The sequence below is a fragment of the Nocardia otitidiscaviarum NBRC 14405 genome, from assembly GCF_000308635.1.
Classification (GTDB): domain Bacteria; phylum Actinomycetota; class Actinomycetes; order Mycobacteriales; family Mycobacteriaceae; genus Nocardia; species Nocardia otitidiscaviarum.
On the sequence record NZ_BAGD01000035.1, the window covers coordinates 57,920 to 76,780 of the forward strand.

Consider the following 18,861-nt stretch of genomic DNA (forward strand, 5'->3'; position numbering starts at 1 on the left):
GGATAGCGCATGCCTCCGAAGAGCCGGGCCGCTGGCCCGAAGAAGACTCAGAAGTCGCGTCGCCGGGACAAGAAGAACGTCCCCCACGGCAACGCGCACATCAAGAGCACGTTCAACAACACCATCGTGTCCATCACCGACCCGCAGGGCAACGTCATCTCCTGGGCGTCCTCCGGCCACGTCGGTTTCAAGGGCTCGCGTAAGTCCACCCCGTTCGCCGCGCAGCTCGCTGCCGAGAACGCTGCCCGCAAGGCGCAGGAGCACGGCGTCAAGAAGGTCGACGTGTTCGTGAAGGGCCCGGGTTCGGGCCGTGAGACCGCGATCCGTTCCCTCCAGGCCGCCGGCCTCGAGGTCGGCACGATCTCCGATGTCACCCCGCAGCCGCACAACGGCTGCCGTCCGCCCAAGCGGCGTCGCGTCTAGCGGGAAAGGAAGAGTAGAAAATGGCTCGTTACACCGGCCCTATCACCCGCAAGTCGCGTCGTCTGCGTGTCGACCTCGTCGGAGGCGACCAGGCGTTCGAGCGTCGTCCTTACCCGCCCGGCCAGCACGGCCGCGCGCGGATCAAGGAGTCCGAGTACCTGATGCAGCTGCAGGAGAAGCAGAAGGCTCGCTTCTCCTACGGCGTCATGGAGAAGCAGTTCCGCCGCTACTACGAAGAGGCGAACCGCCAGAAGGGCAAGACCGGCGACAACCTGCTGCGTCTGCTCGAGTCGCGGCTCGACAACGTCGTGTACCGCGCCGGTCTGGCCCGCACCCGTCGTCAGGCTCGTCAGCTCGTGTCGCACGGCCACTTCACCGTCAACGGTGTGAAGGTCGACGTGCCGTCGTTCCAGGTCTCCCAGTACGACATCATCGATGTCAAGGAGAAGTCGGCCGGCTACCTGCCGTTCCAGATCGCGCGTGAGACCTACGGCGAGCGTCCGGTTCCGGGCTGGCTGCAGGTCGTCCCGGGCCGACTGCGGATTCTGGTGCACCAGCTCCCCGAGCGTGCGCAGATCGATGTTCCGCTGCAGGAACAGCTGATCGTCGAGTTCTACTCGAAGTAGGCGCTCACCGCGCCGCTGGTGGGGGACCGCCGCAAATCGGTCCCCCGCAATCCATGTCGTGAGCGTCAAATAGCGGGCGCTCTTGAAGGAGGAACAGTCCATGCTGATTTCACAGCGACCGACGCTGACCGAAGAGGTCGTTTCCGAGAATCGCTCCCGGTTCACCATCGAACCGCTGGAGCCGGGCTTCGGCTACACCCTCGGCAACTCGCTGCGCCGCACCCTGCTCTCGAGCATCCCGGGTGCCGCGGTCACCAGCATCCGCATCGACGGCGTGCTGCACGAGTTCACCACGGTTCCGGGCGTGAAGGAAGATGTCACCGACATCATCCTGAACCTCAAGGGCCTCGTGGTGTCGTCCGAAGAGGACGAGCCGGTCACCATGTACGTGCGCAAGCAGGGCCCGGGCACCGTCACCGCCGGTGACATCGTGCCGCCGGCCGGTGTGACCGTCCACAACCCGGACATGCACATCGCCACCCTGAACGACAAGGGCAAGCTGGAGATCGAGCTCGTGGTCGAGCGCGGTCGCGGCTACGTCCCTGCCGTGCAGAACAAGGCCTCGGGCGCGGAAATCGGCCGGATTCCGGTGGACTCGATCTACTCCCCGGTCCTGAAGGTGACCTACAAGGTCGAGGCGACTCGTGTCGAGCAGCGCACCGACTTCGACCGGCTCATCCTGGATGTCGAGACCAAGAACTCGATCTCCGCGCGGGATGCGCTGGCGTCGGCCGGTAAGACCCTGGTCGAGCTGTTCGGTCTGGCTCGTGAGCTCAACGTCGAGGCGGAAGGCATCGAGATCGGGCCCAGCCCGGCCGAGGCCGACCACATCGCGTCCTTCGGGCTGCCGATCGAGGATCTGGATCTGACCGTGCGGTCCTACAACTGCCTCAAGCGCGAGGGTGTGCACACCGTCGGCGAGCTGGTTGCCCGCACCGAGTCCGATCTGCTGGACATCCGCAACTTCGGACAGAAGTCCATCGACGAGGTCAAGGTCAAGCTGCATTCGCTGGGCCTCTCGCTGAAGGACTCCCCGGCCTCCTTCGATCCGTCCAGCGTCGTCGGCTACGACGCCGCCAGCGGCACCTGGAGCGACAGCGGCTCGTTCAGCGACACCGACAGCGGCGAGCAGGACTACGCCGAAACCGAACAGCTCTAAGGCCGCGCGGGGTGTAGCGCCCCGAGCCGGCCTTCAACACAGGAGATTCCAACAATGCCCAAGCCCAAGAAGGGTGCCCGCTTCGGCGGGTCGGCGTCGCACCAGAAGGCGATCTACGCCAACCTGGCCACGGCGCTCTTCGAGCACGGTCGGATCACGACCACCGAGGCCAAGGCCAAGGCGCTGCGCCCCTACGCCGAGAAGCTCGTCACCAAGGCGAAGGCCGGCACCCTCGCCGACCGTCGCGAGGTCATGAAGGTGATCCGCCGCAAGGACATCGTGCACGCTCTCTTCGCGGAGATCGGCCCGTCCTTCGACGGTCGCGAGGGTGGCTACACCCGCATCATCAAGACCGTTCCCCGCAAGGGTGACAACGCGCCGATGGCGATCATCGAGCTGGTCCGGGAGAAGACCGTGACCAACGAGGCCGATCGCGCCCGCCGCGTTGCCGCTTCGCAGAAGAAGGTCGACGAGGCCAAGGTCGAGGAGAAGGCCGACGAGGCCGAGACCGAGCCCGTCGCCGAGGCTCCTGCGGAGGAGAAGAAGGAAGACTGACGTCTTCCATCTTCCGAAGGGGATCCGGGGGCTTCGCCCCCGCATTCCCGTCTGAGCCGGGTGCGTGGCGGGGATCTGAGGCTCTGCCCTCGCACCCCTGGGAGCCGGGGTACGCCCCGGTGCCCCGATAGTCGGACTCATGTCGAGCCCGTCGTCCCTTCGAGGGGCGGCGGGCTCGACTCGTGTCAACCAGGAGGTGGCTGTGACGGTGGAGGATGCGGGCTCGGAGCCGGGTGCGGTGCGGGTGCGGCTGGATATCGGCTATGACGGGACCGACTTCATCGGCTGGGCCCGCCAGCCCGGGTTGCGCACCGTGCAGGGTGTGCTCGAGGAGTCGCTGAGCAAGGTGCTGCGCGAGCCCGTGCAGCTGACCGTGGCCGGGCGCACCGACGCGGGGGTGCACGCCGAGGGGCAGGTCGCGCATTTCGACACCCGCGCCGAGGTGGACGGGCCGCGGCTGGTGCACCGGCTGGCGCGGTTCCTGCCGAAGGATGTGCGGGTCAAGGCGGTGAGTTTCCCGCCCTCGGAGTTCGACGCCCGCTTCTCCGCCGTCCGCCGCCACTACGCCTACCGCCTCACCACCGCGCCCTACGGCGCGGAGCCGTTGCAGGCGCGCAGCGTGGTCGCCTGTCGCTCCGACGTCGATCTGGACGCCATGCGCGCCGCGTCGCGAGAACTGTTGGGGCTGCACGATTTCGCCGCTTTCTGCCGCCGCCGTGAAGGCGCCACCACGGTACGTGAACTCCAGCGGTTCGATTGGGAGCGCGCCGGCGATCTGCTCACCGCCCACGTGAGCGCCGACGCGTTCTGCTGGTCCATGGTCCGCAGCCTGGTGGGCGCGGTCCTGGCGGTCGGCGAGGGGCGGCGTTCGCCGGAGTGGGTTGCGGGCCTGCTGCTCGAACGGGAACGTTCCAGCGCGGTGACCGTGGCCCCGGCGCACGGCCTGAGCCTGGTCGCCGTCGACTATCCGCCCGCCGCCGAACTGGCCGCCCGCAATGCCCGGACGCGAGAGGTGCGCACCGTGCCCGGCGCTGAGGGCTGCTGCGGCAGTTGAGTATTCGCACAGCTGTCCGTTCGGGAGATGAGGAGTAGTCATGTCGACCTGCCATGCCGCCATCACCGTGATCGGAGTGACCGCCGCCGGAGGGAGCGGCAGACGGTGACCAGCTGGGTGCCGGATATCCGAGAGGTCGAGATCCGCTCCGGAGCCGAGGTCTCGTCGGGTGAGGCGTTTCAGCGCTGGGAAGCGCATATGAGTGAGACGTACTTCCCGCTGGCCGTATCGCCCACCGCGTCGCATCACTTCCACGGCTGGATCAGCCACGGCAGTTACGGCGGCGTGGAGCTGTCGGCGGTGGGGTCGACGCCGCAGCGGGTGCGCCGCACCGCGCGGGCGGTCGCCGATGCCGAGGAGGAGTATCTGCTGGCCGGGATCTTCGTCCGGGGCCAGGGGCGGTTGCATCAGGGTGACCGGGTCGCCGAGCTGCGTCCCGGCATGATGGTGCTCTACGGCAGCGGGGAGCGGTACCACTGGGAGATCGAGGGCCGGTGGGAGAAGGCGGTCGTGCAGGTCCCGCTGAGCCGATTGCGCGAGCACAGCGGGATCACCCTGGACGAGGTGCCGACCGTGGTGGCGCTGCCCGGCAACTCCGCGACCGGTGTGGTGGCCCGCTATTTCCAGGGCCTGGCCGGAATTCAGCGCACCGATCCGGACCAGGCGGCGGTACTGGCGGCTCCGGCCATGGACATGCTGGTCTCGGCGGTGACCCTGGCCGCGCGTAGTGAGCGGTCCACCCCGGACGCCTTCGCCCGCGAGCGGGTGCTGGACTACATGCGCGCCCACCGCACCGATCCGGGCCTCACCGTCGATCGGATCGCCCAGGGCTGCCTGATGTCCCGGCGTACCCTGTATCGGGTCTTCGACGAGATCGAGGGCGGCCCGGCGGCGGTGCTGCGGCGGATGCGGGTGGATTACGCGTGCGAGCTGCTGACGAAATCGGCATTGCCCATCGCGGCGGTGGCGCGGGCGTCCGGCTTTCTCACCGAGCGGCACTTCTACCGGGCCTTCCGGCTGGAGAAGGGGGTCACCCCGGCGGCGTTCCGGGTATCCGACCTCGCCTGATGTGCGCCCGATTTGTCCGATCGAATTCGCTTATCTGCGAATGTGAAGCGAGCGAACTCATAGCGTCGATCGGAATGCTGGGAGTTCCGGCCCACTCGGTGGGAAGATATCCCTGTGGGCCGACCGATTGCCGCCACCGCCGAGGTCATATCGACCTCGGATGTTTCGCCGCGCCAAGCCTTCGAACAATGGGAGGCCATCGTCGCTGACACCGTGGTGCCGGCGACCGTCGCGCCGCTGGCACAGGGGCACTGGCACGGCCAGCTGACCTGCACCCAGTTCGAGCGCTCCAGCGTGACCCTGATGCGTGCCAGCGCGCAGCGGGTGATCCGATCGCGTAAACAGGTGGATCAGTCCACCGACGAGTTCTTCCTCGCCAATTTCGTCGTCGACGGGGTCAATTGGACCGAGCAGCAGGGGCGGCGCGCCGAGACCGACACCGGATCCATCGCCTTCTTCGACAGCGGGCGGCCGCTGGTCAGCCTCACCACCGACAACGCGCTGTCGGTGATCGTGCGCGCCCCGATGGACCAGCTGCTCGAACACTCCGGCCTGACCCGCGACGAACTGCCGATTGCCACGGCCATGCCCACCGACGGCGCACTCGGCGTGGTGACCGGATTCTTCCGCGGGCTGGCCGAACTGCCGCCCGGTGAAAGCGACCGAGCGGCAAACGTACTCGGCACCCAGTGCGTGGAGATGCTCGCTTCGGCGGTGTTGCTGGCCACGGGCGGCAATACCGCCGCGCCCACCGACTCGATCTTCACCCGGCGGCAGGTGCTGGCCTACCTACGCCGCCGGTTCACCGACCCGGACCTCACCATGGACGAGGTCGCGCACGCCTGCCTGGTCTCGCGGCGCACGCTCTATCGCGTCTGCGCCGGGTTCGGCGGACCCGCCGCGCTGGTACGGCGCATGCGCATCGAGCACGCCCGCAAACTGTTGCGCGCCGATCCCTCCCGGCCGCTGTCGGCCATCGCCTTCGCCTCCGGTTTCGGCACCGAGCGGCACTTCTACCGCGCCTTCCGCGACGAGACCGGGATGACGCCGGGCGAATTCCGCACCGGTCTCGGTCCCGACAGCTAACCAGGCACGCACGGTCGGTAGCACGGCACGAGATGTCGGTGTGCCCCGGCACTCACCTGGCGAAGGGTGATTGCACCGTCAATCAACGGTGAGTGTCGAGGGGAGGCGAGGTGCTTTCGAAAGTGCGAGTCGCGGCGGTGCAAGCCGAGCCGCGCTGGTTGGACCTGCGCGCCGGCGTGGAGCAGACCGTGGAACTGATCACGGAGGCGGCCGCCGGCGGAGCGCGATTGGTCGCCTTCCCCGAGGCGTTCCTGCCCGGATATCCGTGGTGGCTGTGGTTGGACTCGGTCGGTGGGGGACCCGGGTTCTTCGCCCGCTACCGGACCAATTCGATGATCGTGGGCCGTGCCGAATTCCGCCGCATCACCGATGCGGCGCGGCGGAATCGGATTCACGTGGTGTTGGGATTCAGCGAACGATCCGGCAACGACCTGTACCTGTCGCAGGGTTTGATCGACGATCGCGGGAATCTCGTCGGATTGCGGCGCAAACCGGAACCGACGGAACTGGAGGCGAAGATCTTCACGCCCGGAGATCGGGTGCAGCCCTATGTATTCCGCTCCGCCATCGGGCGGATCGGCATGCACGGCGGGTCCGAGCAGCTGCGACTGCCGGCCCGGCAGGATCTCGAGCGTGCCGGGGCACAGCTGCACGTGGTGTCCTGGCCGGGCTTCATCGTCGCCAAGGAGGTGGGCTGGGGCGTGCGGGTGAACACCGCCGCCACGCTCTGGTACGCGGTGGTGGGCGGCATGTTCGTGATCGCGCCGTGCGCCGTCATGGATGTCGCGGGCAGTGAACAGCGCCGCGGGCCGGACGCGGGCAAGCGGCTGGTGCGCGGACCGGGCGGGCACACCCGGATCTACGCACCCGGCGGGCGGGAACTGGCCGCACCGCTGGTGGGCGGGGCCGAGGGCATTCTCTTCGCCGACGTCGAACTCGATCTCAGCGCGGTGCACGCGGCCTGAACGGCGGCGGTGACGGTGGAATAGCCGAGTGCGCAATCGAGTTCGCTCTCGGTATGACGGAACTCGGAAGATTCGGTGTCTGGCGTGCCCACGGGGGGTTCACCCCGGAAGAGGCCCGGGAGCTGGAGCGGCTCGGCTACGGGACGCTGTGGCTGGGTGGATCGCCGCCGGCCGAGCTGCCGGGCGTGGCGGAACTGCTCGCCGCCACCGAGACCATCAGCGTGGCCACCAGCATCGTGAATGTCTGGTCGGCCCCGGCCAAGGAGGTGGCCGAGTCCTTCCATCGCCTCGACGCCCGCTATCCGGGACGATTCCTGCTCGGCATCGGTGCGGGCCATCCGGAGATGACCGGCGAATACCGTAAGCCCTACGAGGTGCTTGTCGAATACCTCGACGAGTTGGACCGCGCGGGGGTGCCGAAGGAACGGCGCGCCCTGGCCGCGCTCGGTCCGCGAGTGCTGCGACTCGCCGGTGATCGCACCGCCGGCGCGCTGCCGTATCTGGTCACCCCCGAACACACTCGCGGTGCGCGCGAGATTCTCGGGCCGGACGCACTGCTGGCCGTGGAGCACAAGGTGGTGCTGGATACCGATCCGGTGCGCGCCCGTGCGCAGGCGATACCGCGGGTGGAGTTCTATCTCGACCTCCGGAATTACGCGAGCAATCTGCGGCGGTTGGGATTCCAGGACGCCGATCTGGTGAAACCGGGCAGTGCTCGGCTGCTGGACGCCCTGGTGGCGCACGGAAGCGCGAAATCCGTTGTGGAACAGTTGCTTCACCACATCGACGCCGGTGCCGACCATGTGGTTTTGCAGGTTCTCGACGACGATTCGATGGCGACGCTGCGCACGCTCGCGCCACTGCTGCACGAGTCGTCGTGAACAGAAGCCGGCTGTAAGCGCGGTCATTGGGATCGGCGCCGGGAATCTGAGAGACTGCAACGCAATCATCGACGTACACCAGGTGCAAGGTGAGTGCGGAATTGAATCGGTCGGCGCTCGAACGAATCGAGCTGCGATCCGGTGCCGACGAGTCGGCGGCGGAGGTATTCGAGCAGTGGGAGGCGCTGCTCGGGGACAGCTATGTGCCGCTGACGTCCGCACCGCTGCCGTCCGGGACTTTTCACGGACGGATCGAACTGGGCCACTACGACGACGTGGACTTGTCCACCGTCGGATCGACGCCGCAGGAGGCGCGGCGCACGAATGGTCTGATCGCGCGGTCGAGCGACGAGTATCTGATCGCGACTGTTCAGCTCGGTGGGCACGGGCGGTTGTATCAGGACGGCCGGGTCGCCGAGGTGGGGCCCGGCTCGCTGGTGTTCCTCAACACCACCCGGCCCTATCACTGGGTGATTCCCGAGGAATGGGAAATGGCGGTCGTGCGGGTGCCGCTGGCGCGAATACGGGAACTCACCGGACTTGTCGATGACGAATTGCCGACCGCCAGCGCCGTATCGCACGACAGTCCCGCCGGGGTGGTGGCGCGGTACTTCCGGGACCTGGCCGAACTGCAGGGACGGGAACCGGATCAGGCGCGGTTGCTCATGGCGCCGGGAATGGATCTGCTCGCCTCAGCGGTCACCCTGGCGGCCGGAGGGGCGGAGTCCGAGCAGTCCGCGGACGCCTTCGCGCGTCAGCGGGTACTCGACTTCATGCGCGCCCGCTGCACCGATCCCGAGCTCACCGTCGATCGAATAGCCGACGGCTGCGCGATGTCGCGCCGCACCCTGTACCGCGTGTTCGACGATTTCGAGGAGGGCCCGGCCGCGGTATTGCGGCGAATGCGGGTGGAACACGCCTGCGAAATGCTCGCCCGAGACTCTATGCTGCCCATAGCGGTTGTCGCCGCCGCATCGGGATTCCTCACCGAACGGCATCTCTATCGGGCCTTCCGAGTCGAAAAGGGCACGACCCCGGCCTCATTCAGGGTGGTGGGCCGCCGCACTGGCACGGACGGTCGGTAACCAGGCACGGATAGGCATTGTGCGGCAACCCGTTCCTGCAAAGAATGCGAAGACGAAGGGGTTTACGCGGGAGTTGCCGAGGGAGAGAAAGTGCGGGTCGCTGTCGTTCAAGCAGAGCCGAAATGGCAACTGCGCGCCGGAATCGAACATATTGTCGAATTGATGGGCGCTGCCGCTGCGGCTGGTGCGGAACTGATCGCATTCCCCGAGGCTTTCGTACCCGGCTATCCGTGGTGGGTATCGCCGGATGGGCGCGGTGCGGCGGAATCCGTTGCGCACTACCGCTCCAACGCCATGACCCGCGACGGCGCGGAAATGCGTGCGGTACTCGATGCGGCCCGGGAGTATCGAATACACGTGGTGTTCGGATTCGTGGAGCGGTGTGATCGCCGCGTATTCATGACACAGGCCGTCATCGACGACACCGGGACGGTGCTGTCGCTGCGCCGCAAACCGGGACTGAACAGCCAGGAGCGGCGCGTGTTCAGCGCGGGCACGCCGGGCCTGCCGACGGTGCACCGCAGCCGCATCGGACGCTTGGGCGCACTGTCCGGGCAGGAGAATTCGCGGCCGCTGTTCACCCGCGCCATGCGCGCCGACGGACAGCAGATCCACGTCGCGGCCTGGCCCGGATTCCTCACCGCCGGGGATACCGCCGGAATCGGCGCGCCCACCACGGCGAGCCGGTTGTATGCGATCGAGGGCGGCGCATTCGTGCTGGCCCCGTGCGCGGTGGTGGGGTCGGCCGGACTGTCGGTGCCCGGGGTGAACGCGCGACTGGCGCGCGGCGGGGGCTACGCGCGCATCTTCGGCTCGGACGGAGCCGAATTGGCCACGCCCCTCGCCGAGGACGAGGAGGGTTTCCTCTACGCCGATCTGAATCTCGGCGTCGGCCGGGTCGATCCGCCGCTGCGCGATCTGCTCGGCGCACCGCCGGTGGTCGCACCCGACGCCCCGGCCGCCACGCGCCGCCGCGGCTCCCGCGATACGGCGGCCGCGCCGGGCGCCGAGCGGATCCGTCTCGTGGGGCGCGAAAGCGCTTGATACCGCAACCGCGTACCTGGGCTCAGCTGCGTACCAGGCGGGCGATGGCGTCGGTGGCTTCCTTGATCTTGGCCTCGGCTTCCGGTCCGCCCGCGACGGCGGCGTCCACCACGCAGTGGCTGATGTGATCCTCGAGTAGGCCCATGGCGACGGCCTGGAGGGCCTTGGTCATGGCCGAGACCTGGGTGAGGATGTCGATGCAGTACTTCTCCTCCTCGACCATGCGCTGCAGGCCGCGGGCCTGGCCTTCGATACGGCGCAGGCGCTTGAGGTAGTCGTCCTTGGCGGTGATGTAGCCGTGCGTGGCGTGATCATGGCACGACTCGGCCGCCTCGACAGTGGTGTTCTCGTCGGTCACCGGCATACCCTCACTCCCGGCCGTGTCGGCCCTCGCCCGCTAATACCCCCCTAGGGTACACGTGCGCGCGGACCGTCACCACCTGGCACCGACACCCATGCACGGATACGCAAGAATCGGGGCATGAGTGCGGATCCTCGGGCCACGCTGGCCATTATCGGCGGCAGCGGGTTCTACGACTTCTTCGGTGACGACGCGACCACGGTCGAGGCCGAGACGCCCTACGGCGCGCCGAGCGCCCCGATCACCATCGGCACGGTGGAGGGGCGGTCGGTGGCCTTCCTGCCCCGGCACGGGCGCAAGCACGAGTACTCGCCGCACACGGTGCCCTACCGCGCCAATATGTGGGCGCTGCGATCGCTCGGCGTGCGGCGGATCTTCGGTCCGTGCGCGGTGGGCAGCCTGCGCGCCGACTGGGGGCCGGGCACCGTCGCCGTACCCGACCAACTGGTGGACCGCACCTCCGGCCGCGACCAGACCTTCTTCGACGCGGGCGGGGTGCACGTCGCCTTCGCCGATCCGTACTGCGCCGAACTGCGCGCGGCCGCCGTCTCGGCCGCCGTCACCGAACTCCCCATGAAGGATCACGGCACCATGGTGGTCGTGCAGGGGCCGCGCTTCTCCACCCGCGCCGAGAGCCGCTGGTTCGCCGGACAGGGCTGGGAACTGGTGAACATGACCGGGCATCCCGAGGCCGTCCTCGCCCGCGAACTCGAAATGTGCTACAGCGCAATCGCTCTGGTCACCGATCTGGACGCCGGGCTGGAGTCCGGCGAGGGCGTCTCCGCCGCAGCCGTCTTCGCCGAGTTCGAACGCAACCTGGTCCCGTTCAAAACCCTGGTCCGCCGTGCCGTCGCCGCCGTCGACCGCGACGACACCTGCGACCACTGCCGCGTGCACGCGGGCACGGGCGTGAAACTGCCGTTCGAACTGCCGTAACCGGCCGGGTGCGCGGCACGACCTCGGGCAGGCGCGTTCGGCCGGTCCCGGGGTGTCGCCGCTCGCCTACGCTGGGGGCATGAGCGTGGGTGATGGGCCGGGGGAGCGGTCGCGGGTGCTGGTGACCGGGGCGGCCGGGTTCATCGGGGGGCATGTGCGGCGGGCGCTGGCGGCGGCCGGGCACGAGGTGGTCGCGGTGGACAGCATGTGGGAGGACGTGCACGGGGCGGACGCCGAACCGCCGCAGGGGGTTTCGGTGGTCGATGTGCGCGATGCCGACGCGCTGGCGGAGTTGCTGCCCGGTATCGACGTGGTGTGCCATCTGGCGGGTGCCGGGCCGGGCGCGGTCGCCGCGGAGGCGGTGGAACCGCACCGGATGCCCGGCGCGGATCTCATGCGAGGCGCGTCGGTGTTCGTGGCGCACAACGACGCCGCGACCGCGACGCTGCTGGCGGCGATGGAGCGGGCCGGGGTGCGGCGGCTGGTGCTGGCCTCGTCGGTGGCGGTCTACGGGGAGGGGCGGTATCGCGGAATGCGGGGTGGGGTGTTCCATCCGGGTATGCGGCGGCGGCGCGATCTGGATCGGGGAATGTTCGATCACCGCGCCCCGCGCACGGGCGATCTGCTGACCTGGGAGCCGGTGGGCGAGGATGCGCCGGTGCGGCCCCGGAGCGCCTATGCGGCAAGCAAAGTCGCGCAGGAGAACTACGCGCTGGCATGGGCGGCGCAGCCGGGGGTGTCGGCCACGGTGCTGCGATACCACCACGTGTACGGCGACCCGGTGTGCCCGGTGCGGACGGCGGAAGCCGGTGTGGTGGCGCGCTTCCGTGCCGAACTCGCGGCTGGACGCGCCCCGCACATCTTCGAGGACGGCGGCCAGACCCGGGATTTCGTGCACGTGCGCGATGTCGCCGCCGCCACGGTGGCGGCCGTCCGCCAGCACCTGCCCGGCTTCGTGCCGCTGAATATCGCCTCGGGCCGACCGGTCACCGTCTGGCAGGTCGCCTCCCTGCTGGCCAAGGCCCTGGGCGGCCCCGAACCCGTCGTCACCGGCCGGTACCGCGCCACCGATATCCGGCACCTGGTCGCCAACCCCGAACGTGCCCGCCGCGCCCTCGATTTCACCCCGCGCATCCCACCCGCCCGGGCCTCACCGCCTACGCCACCGGCACCCAACCCTGACCGCTCGCCGCGGCGGCGGTGGCACCCGGTCAGCGTGCGGTGCGCCACCGGTTTTCCGCTCGGGGTTAGGCTGCGCGCATGGATGATCCGGTGCGGCTCGAGGTGATCGTGGCCAGTACGCGGCAGGGGCGGTTCGCGCCGGTGGTGGCGGACTGGTTTCTGCGGGCGGCGCGGGGAGACGGGCGATTCGATGTCGGAGTGGTGGATCTGCTCGATACGCAGCTGCCGGTGGATCTGAGCGAGACGCCGGAGGTGCTGGCGTACCGGGAGCGGGTGGCGGCCGCGGACGCCTTCGTGGCGGTGACGTCGGAGTACAACCACGGGTATCCGGCGTCGTTGAAGACGGCGCTGGATTCGGCCAAACGGGAGTGGCGGGGCAAACCGATCGGCTTCGTCAGTTACGGCGGACTGTCGGGTGGCCTGCGTGCGGTGGAGCAGCTGCGGCAGGTGGTGGCCGAGATCCACATGGTGTCGATTCGCGAGACCGTGAGTTTCCACGAGGCCAAGCGCAAGTTCGACGCGGCGGGCGAGACCGCCGACGGTGCGGCCGTCGACGCCGCTGGGCGGCTGCTGCGCCAGCTCGACTGGTGGGGTAGGCACCTGCGGGCGGCGCGGGCGTCGGAGCCGTATCCCGGTTGAGCCTCACCGGGTCTGGGCGTGTGCCCCGCGCGGTCGGCCGATGTAGGTGGTCTCGCTCGGGATGGACACCAGGGTCAGTTCCTCCCGAGTGGTGCCGGTGCGCAAGGTGATTCGGTTGCCGACGGCTCCGGGCTGGTGGATGGACAGCTCGGGCCTGGTGTCCGGCCAGCCGAGCGGGTCGCCGGTGAGGTAGACGGTGGTGATGCCCGCGTGCGGTGCGGGCGCGAGCACGCCGTCGACGACGGTGGCGGTGAAATCGGCGTCGGGCTGGTGGGTTTCGGTGGCGATGGTCAGCCGCTCCGGATTGCCGATGGTGGTGACGAGGTGCTCCCAGGAGTGCGGTCGGTCGGTGCGGATCAGCACCCGTTCCCCGATGGCCAGTGCCCGGAATATCAGCTGCTGGGCGAGATAGAGCTCGCCCGCCACGTACACGCGGGAAATCCCCTGCCCGACCAGGCGGATGGCGACGCCGCGGCCCTCGGCGTCGGATCCGAGCAGCTGCCCGCAGCCCGCGGACGGCAGCCGCAGCGCGTCGAGATCGGCGACGGGGAATTCGTCGGTCGGCACCGCGGTGTCCGCTCCGGGCACGGCCAGCGGCAGGTGGGCGAGCAGTCCGTCGCGGTGGCGTCCGTTCATCGAGATCATGTGCGGCTGTAGGGGTTTCTCGGGCAGCTCGCGCATGGTCAACCGCCACGCAGCCCCGACTCGCACGGTGTACGCCGAGCGTCCCGGACGCAGCCGCACCACCACGGTGGTGCCTCGGGTCGGCGGCACCCAGAGGCTGTCGAGCACGTCGGTGCCGAGCCGCCGGGGGTCCACCGCCGCACCGATGTTCACCCCGTTGCCGACCTCGGCCCCCCGCCACTGCTGGGTGAGTTCGCGCGGATCCAGACCGCCGGTCACCTGCACCGCCGCCTGCCGGATCTCGGGAGCGGTGAGAATGCGCGCCGTGCAGTCGGCGTCGGCGAGGGTGCGCACGACGCGCTGGGTGGCGATGCTGACCGCGCGGCAAGCCCCGCTCAGGCCGCCGCCGCGCCGTCGTGCCGCCTGCGGGCACCGCAGCGGGTCGAACGCGATGGCCAGCCACACCGTGCGGTGCGCGGTGGCGGGCAGCGGTCCGAGCAGTTTCTCGTAGCTGGCACCGGCGGGAGTGCCGGAGCGGCTGCGGAACCCGTGCGCGACGATATCGATCCCGGCGAGCAGGATGTCGTGTTGCCGCAGGCATGTCGCCAGTTCCGGCAGCGGCAGCAGATGGGAGGCGTGCACGGTACCGCTGCCGAGTCGGGTCAGTCCGCCCTTGGTGGCGAGCACCTCCGCGACGGCGACCACTCGGCTGCCGTCGCGGTAGATCCCGAGGGAGCGGCCGTCGGCGGCGCGGAAGTCGAGGGTGTCTCCGATGCGGTAGGCGCGCTGTCTGCGGTAGCGCCACCAAGTCGCGAGCCAAGAGGAAACTGGTCGTTTGCCTAATGGAATCAGCAGTGCCGCCATGAGCGTCAGGCCGACCGCCACCGCCGCCCACCACGTCGCCCCGCAGGCGAATGCGGCCAACCCCGCCGCCAGCCCGGCCAGCTGCGCGCTCACCAGATCCGGCAGGGTGATCCAGCCGAGCAACGGGCGGCCCGGTGGCGGCGGCGCGGTCGGCGGATCGGCGGGTGCGGCGGTCTCGCCCGGTGCGGCCATCATGGTCCCCAACTTCCGTCGGCGGCCGCCGGTGGCGACCGAAATCGGACAAAGACCAGGTGCGATAGGAATCGGCTGTCAACGGAACTGTACTGTGTCGAGCGAACTCGATGACCCGTCGGGGGAGAATCCATGCCTTCGAAACCGACCACGCGCTGGCAGGTGAGCGGCTACCGCTTCCTGGTCCGCCGCATGGAACACGCACTGGTGCGCCGGGACGTGCGAATGCTGCACGACCCGATGCGTTCGCAGTCGCGCGCGTTTGCGGTCGGCCTGGTGCTCGCCCTGGTCGCCCTGGCCGGTTGCGGAGTATTAGCGCTACTGCGTCCGCAGGACAAGATGGGCAACAGCACCATCCTCATCGGCAAGGATTCCGGTGCGGTCTACGTGGTCATCGACGGTGTGGTGCATCCGGCGCTCAATCTCGCCTCGGCCCGGTTGGCGGCGGGCGAGGCCGCCGCACCCGCCACCGTCAAGGAATCGGAACTGGGCAAGAAGCCACGCGGCCAGCTCATCGGCATTCCGGGCGCGCCTGCCTCGCTGAACTTCGACGACAGCGGACGCGGCCGCGCCTGGACCGTCTGCGACACGCTCGCCAGTGACGGCAGCGGCGAGCTGACCACCGCCGTGCTGGCCGGTGATCCGGAGCTGGCGGAGAAGGCGGGTCCGCTGGCCTCGGGGCGGGCACTGCTGGTGCGGGGCCGTGAGGCCGCCTACCTGGTGTACGACGATCGGCGGGCCCGGGTGGACATGAACGACCGCGCCGTCGTCGATGCCCTCGGTATTCGCGGTATGACGCCGCGCCCCGTCAGCGAGGGGCTGCTCAACGCCATCCCCGAGGTGCTGCCCATCGTGCCGCCGCCCATCGCGGATGTCGGTGCGGCACCGGGCTATCCGCTCGGTGATCACCGGATCGGCGATGTGGTGCAGGTGCGCACCGACGGCAGTCACTACGTGGTGCTGGCCGACGGCCTGCAACCGGTGTCGGAGCTGACGGCCGATATCGTCCGCAACACCTACCGCGCCACGCCGACCGATACCCATATCGCCCAAGCGGATCGGACGGCGGCCCCGGTCTCCTCGGCACTGCGGGTCGCCGACTATCCGGCGGCCGCCCCCGAGATCGTCGACGGCAAGGACCAGCCCGTGGCCTGCCTGTCCTGGCAACCCGTTCCGGTCGCCGACAAGTCCGAGGGCAGCACCCGCGCGGAGCTGACCGTGCTGACCGGGCACACCGTGCCGATCCCGGATCGGGCGCGGCTGGTCTCGTTCGCCCAGGCCGACGGCTCCGGGCCGCACGCGGACGCCTTCTACATGCGGCCGGGCGCGGGCGCGTATACGCAATCCACGGGGATCGAACCCGATAGCGAGCGCCGCGACAGCCTCTTCTACATCTCCGATTTCGGGGTGCGCTATGGCATCGTGGACCTCGACGCGGCGAAGGCGCTCGGCATGGACCCCGACAGCGTCCGACCGGAGCGCGCGCCCTGGCAGCTGATCGGCCTGCTGGCGCCGGGCCCGGCCCTGAGCCGGGCCGCCGCCATGGTCGCGCACGACGGTGTCGCCCCGGACGCGAACCCCGCGAAAGAGCCGGTGCGGACCCAGAATTGAGCCGGGGCCGGGCATGTGACCCGACCCCGGCGCCGTCTACACCGTGGTCGCCAGCCAGGCGATGGTTTCCTTGGTGTGGGTACCGCTGCGCGGCGCGAGCGCCTTGCCCTCGACCACGACCTCGTTCATTCGAATGCGGAAGCCCTTGGTGGTGACGTCCGCGATGCGGACACCCGGGGTGTCCGGACCGTTGAAGGTCTGCACCATCGGAATGACGATCACGTGGGAATTCGGCGGGAACGGCGTCGGGAAGGTCACCTCGGTGAAGGTGCCGGTCTGCCCTCCCCGCAGTTCGGCTTCGTTCGGGGCGTCCAGGTCGATGAGGCCGGTCAGCATCATGCTCATGGGAATCTCCTGTGCGCGAAATGGATGGTCATGTCGAGCCTCATTGCGCGGCATGACTTCAGTGTGGCGCGTTCCCGGGTAGTTTCGGGTAGTAATCGAAAGCCTATTTCTGTTCGCGCACAACACTTTTCATGCCAACCGGATCGTATGTGTCCGTTCAATCACGCGTGCCGAGGCGGCGGCGCAGCGGGAAGGAGGCCAGCCAGCCCAAAGTCAGCAGCAGGGCGATCACGCCGGTGCCGATCAGTGCCGTGTCCCGGGCCGTGGTGTCGGGTGGGGGCGAAGGTGTCGGGAGGGGGAGTTGTTCGCTGCGGGCGGCGCTGGAGCGTTTGGGCGGCAGCTGGTCCGGCACCTCGGCGGTGAGGGCGGCGACGGGATCGACAGCGCCGTAGCCGATGTAGGGGTTCCAGCCCTCGGCCGGTGCGTGCGCGGTGGCCTGGATGCGGTCGATGACCTCCCGCGCCCGCAGTTCGGGGAAGCGCGCCCGCACCAGCGCGGCCACGCCCGCCACGTACGGCGCGGCGAAACTGGTGCCGCTGTACGGAGTCAGCTGCCCCTGCCGGCTGAACTTGGCGGTGGTGAGGCCGGTATTGCGCGGATCCAGGGAGACGATGTTCTCCCCGGGGGCCGCTACGCCCACCCAGGGGCCGGGGACGGTGAAACCCGAAGGCTGGCCGAAGGAGTCGACCGAACCGACGGACAGCACGTACTCGTCCCACAGTGCCGGGGCCACGTAGGAGACGACGGTGTCCCAGGGGTCGCGGTCGGGATGCAGCGGGTCCGGACCCGGATTGCTCGCCCGGCAGGTGTCGGTGTTGCCCGCCGAGGTGACGATGACCACGTCCTTCTCCAGCGCCGCGTATTGCACTGCCGCGCCGAGCATTCCGAACTCCCGGCTGTCGGGACGAGCGGTGGGGCAGGCCACCAGGGAGATATTGATGACGCGCGCACCGGCGTCGGCCGCGCGGCGCACCGCCGAGGCCAGCGCGGAGATCTTGCCGTAGCCGTCGGGCATATCGTCCGGACCCTTGTCGCGCCCAGCCCCTTTCGCCTGGTACAGCGCACTGGTCTGGCGGATGGTCAGCACCCGCGCCTCCGGGGCGACACCCGCGAAGCCCTGCCCCTCCACCCTGGTGGCCGCGATGAGACCGGCGACCAGGGTGCCGTGGGCGTCGCAGTCCTCGGTGCCGTCGCCCCCGATCGCCACGTAGTCGCCGTCGGCGATGAGCCCGGGCAACCGTGGATGCGGGGTCACCCCGGTGTCGATGACCGCCACCAACTGCCCGGCCCCCCGGGAGAACCGCCAGGCGTGCTCCAGTTCCAGCGACCGCTGCGCGGGCGGGATCGTCGGGCCGCCGCCCCCGGCCTGGGTGCTGATACACGGCGCGTTGGGCGGATGCTCGGTCTCGGTGGGCGGTGCGGCTGGACCTCCGGCGGGCAGCAGCCCGGCATCGATCGCGGGCGGCCGCTCCGCACCCGCGAACCCTGCGGTCACCCCCGTGCCCACCGAAACGCTCAGTGCCACTAACGAAGCCGCCACGAGCGCCCGAATCCGACCGCCGCACAGCGTGATTCGTACAGGGTGGGCTGTCGTTCGCGGCGAGCTGGGCGGCGGCCACAGCGGTGCGGTCGTATGCGAGTTGGCTGCTGCTGGTGGGTACTCCCGGTCGGGTCGAGTTCCGGCGGAGCTGGATCGGAAGGTACTGGGCGACATGGGGGCTCGATCAGAGGCCGCGGACGAGGGCGAAGAGCTGGGTCACCCAGAAGACCAGCGGAATGACCGCCGCCACGAAGGCGTACTCGAGCAGTTCCACCGCGCGGCGCATGGGCGGGGTGGCCTGCTGGTTGGGCAGGATCATGCCGAGGACCAGGGTCGCGCTCAGCACGACCATGGCCGCGCCGAAGACGAGCAGGGGCTGCTGCATGCGCAGGGCCGCGCCCGCCAGGATGAGCAGGACGATGGCCGCGCCGCCCGCGACGAGCGGAACGGCCTGCGCCGCGCCCGCGTAGGTGCGGCTGCGGAACATGAGCACCGCCGCGCACACCAGCGCCAGCGCCAGCCCCGGCCGGTAGACGTCCGTGCCCGCGGGGTCGGCGGCGGCCAGCGCACCGGTGGCCGTGACCAGCGTCGTGGCGGCCACCAGGCCGGTGAGACAGCGGC

Annotated in this window: 20 protein-coding genes; 15 read left to right on the forward strand and 5 right to left on the reverse strand. The window is 69.5% G+C overall.

Features of this window, described 5'->3' with window-relative positions:
• Window positions 1–9: 9 nt before the first annotated feature.
• From rpsK to ON31_RS05600, 11 genes are all read left to right on the forward strand, one after another.
• Window positions 10–423: a 30S ribosomal protein S11 gene (gene rpsK, locus ON31_RS05550; RefSeq protein ID WP_029923717.1), complete on the forward strand. Its 414-nt coding sequence runs from the start codon at window positions 10–12 to the stop codon at window positions 421–423.
• Between the two features lie 20 nt (window positions 424–443).
• A complete protein-coding gene (gene rpsD, locus ON31_RS05555) occupies window positions 444–1,049 on the forward strand; it encodes a 30S ribosomal protein S4 (protein ID WP_029923718.1) in 606 nt (201 codons plus the stop codon).
• 100 nt (window positions 1,050–1,149) lie between these two features.
• Window positions 1,150–2,208 carry a DNA-directed RNA polymerase subunit alpha gene (locus ON31_RS05560; protein WP_029923719.1) on the forward strand — a complete coding sequence of 353 codons (1,059 nt, stop codon included), beginning with the start codon at window positions 1,150–1,152 and terminating at the stop codon, window positions 2,206–2,208.
• Between the two features lie 54 nt (window positions 2,209–2,262).
• Window positions 2,263–2,763 (forward strand): 50S ribosomal protein L17, encoded by a 501-nt coding sequence (gene rplQ, locus ON31_RS05565; RefSeq protein ID WP_039809942.1) that lies wholly within the window; start codon window positions 2,263–2,265, stop codon window positions 2,761–2,763.
• 202 nt (window positions 2,764–2,965) lie between these two features.
• Window positions 2,966–3,817: a tRNA pseudouridine(38-40) synthase TruA gene (truA, locus tag ON31_RS05570; RefSeq protein ID WP_039809986.1), complete on the forward strand. Its 852-nt coding sequence runs from the start codon at window positions 2,966–2,968 to the stop codon at window positions 3,815–3,817.
• Between the two features lie 105 nt (window positions 3,818–3,922).
• Window positions 3,923–4,885: a helix-turn-helix domain-containing protein gene (locus ON31_RS05575; protein WP_039809945.1), complete on the forward strand. Its 963-nt coding sequence runs from the start codon at window positions 3,923–3,925 to the stop codon at window positions 4,883–4,885.
• Between the two features lie 114 nt (window positions 4,886–4,999).
• Window positions 5,000–5,971 (forward strand): AraC family transcriptional regulator, encoded by a 972-nt coding sequence (locus ON31_RS34485; RefSeq protein WP_051036895.1) that lies wholly within the window; start codon window positions 5,000–5,002, stop codon window positions 5,969–5,971.
• A 110-nt stretch (window positions 5,972–6,081) separates the two neighbouring features.
• Window positions 6,082–6,936 (forward strand): nitrilase-related carbon-nitrogen hydrolase, encoded by an 855-nt coding sequence (locus tag ON31_RS05585; RefSeq protein ID WP_039809987.1) that lies wholly within the window; start codon window positions 6,082–6,084, stop codon window positions 6,934–6,936.
• A 53-nt stretch (window positions 6,937–6,989) separates the two neighbouring features.
• Window positions 6,990–7,817: an LLM class F420-dependent oxidoreductase gene (locus ON31_RS05590; RefSeq protein ID WP_039809948.1), complete on the forward strand. Its 828-nt coding sequence runs from the start codon at window positions 6,990–6,992 to the stop codon at window positions 7,815–7,817.
• Window positions 7,818–7,906: 89 nt separating this feature from the next.
• Entirely contained in the window at window positions 7,907–8,902 is a 996-nt protein-coding gene (locus ON31_RS05595) for a helix-turn-helix domain-containing protein (protein ID WP_039809950.1), read from the forward strand.
• Window positions 8,903–8,992: 90 nt separating this feature from the next.
• Window positions 8,993–9,946: a nitrilase-related carbon-nitrogen hydrolase gene (locus ON31_RS05600; protein WP_081592245.1), complete on the forward strand. Its 954-nt coding sequence runs from the start codon at window positions 8,993–8,995 to the stop codon at window positions 9,944–9,946.
• Window positions 9,947–9,968: 22 nt separating this feature from the next.
• Here the strand turns inward: ON31_RS05600 and ON31_RS05605 are convergent, their stop codons facing one another.
• On the reverse strand, window positions 9,969–10,310 hold the full coding sequence (locus ON31_RS05605; RefSeq protein ID WP_051036898.1) for a metal-sensitive transcriptional regulator: 342 nt from the start codon (window positions 10,308–10,310) through the stop codon (window positions 9,969–9,971).
• A gap of 117 nt (window positions 10,311–10,427) precedes the next feature.
• On the opposite strand from ON31_RS05605, the gene ON31_RS05610 reads away from it, so the two are divergent.
• The 3 genes from ON31_RS05610 to ON31_RS05620 all read left to right on the forward strand — a co-directional run bounded on the left by ON31_RS05610 (window position 10,428) and on the right by ON31_RS05620 (window position 13,064).
• A complete protein-coding gene (locus tag ON31_RS05610) occupies window positions 10,428–11,243 on the forward strand; it encodes an S-methyl-5'-thioadenosine phosphorylase (protein ID WP_029923729.1) in 816 nt (271 codons plus the stop codon).
• Window positions 11,244–11,322: 79 nt separating this feature from the next.
• Complete coding sequence (locus ON31_RS35425; protein ID WP_081592246.1) at window positions 11,323–12,531, forward strand: NAD-dependent epimerase/dehydratase family protein; 1,209 nt, start codon at window positions 11,323–11,325, stop codon at window positions 12,529–12,531.
• Window positions 12,504–13,064: an NADPH-dependent FMN reductase gene (locus ON31_RS05620; protein ID WP_039809994.1), complete on the forward strand. Its 561-nt coding sequence runs from the start codon at window positions 12,504–12,506 to the stop codon at window positions 13,062–13,064. The genes ON31_RS35425 and ON31_RS05620 overlap by 28 nt, the downstream gene beginning before the upstream one ends.
• 3 nt (window positions 13,065–13,067) lie before the next feature.
• Here the strand turns inward: ON31_RS05620 and eccE are convergent, their stop codons facing one another.
• On the reverse strand, window positions 13,068–14,747 hold the full coding sequence (eccE, locus tag ON31_RS05625) for a type VII secretion protein EccE (protein WP_255221991.1): 1,680 nt from the start codon (window positions 14,745–14,747) through the stop codon (window positions 13,068–13,070).
• Window positions 14,748–14,876: 129 nt separating this feature from the next.
• On the opposite strand from eccE, the gene eccB reads away from it, so the two are divergent.
• Entirely contained in the window at window positions 14,877–16,355 is a 1,479-nt protein-coding gene (gene eccB, locus ON31_RS05630; protein ID WP_039809953.1) for a type VII secretion protein EccB, read from the forward strand.
• Window positions 16,356–16,391: 36 nt separating this feature from the next.
• On the opposite strand, the gene ON31_RS05635 is transcribed toward eccB, so the two are convergent.
• The 3 genes from ON31_RS05635 to eccD form a co-directional block, all read right to left on the reverse strand.
• On the reverse strand, window positions 16,392–16,700 hold the full coding sequence (locus ON31_RS05635; protein ID WP_039809956.1) for a hypothetical protein: 309 nt from the start codon (window positions 16,698–16,700) through the stop codon (window positions 16,392–16,394).
• 157 nt (window positions 16,701–16,857) lie between these two features.
• On the reverse strand, window positions 16,858–18,195 hold the full coding sequence (mycP, locus tag ON31_RS05640; RefSeq protein WP_255221992.1) for a type VII secretion-associated serine protease mycosin: 1,338 nt from the start codon (window positions 18,193–18,195) through the stop codon (window positions 16,858–16,860).
• A gap of 229 nt (window positions 18,196–18,424) precedes the next feature.
• A partial coding sequence (gene eccD, locus ON31_RS05645; RefSeq protein WP_081592249.1) for a type VII secretion integral membrane protein EccD occupies window positions 18,425–18,861 on the reverse strand: 437 nt, incomplete at its 5' end.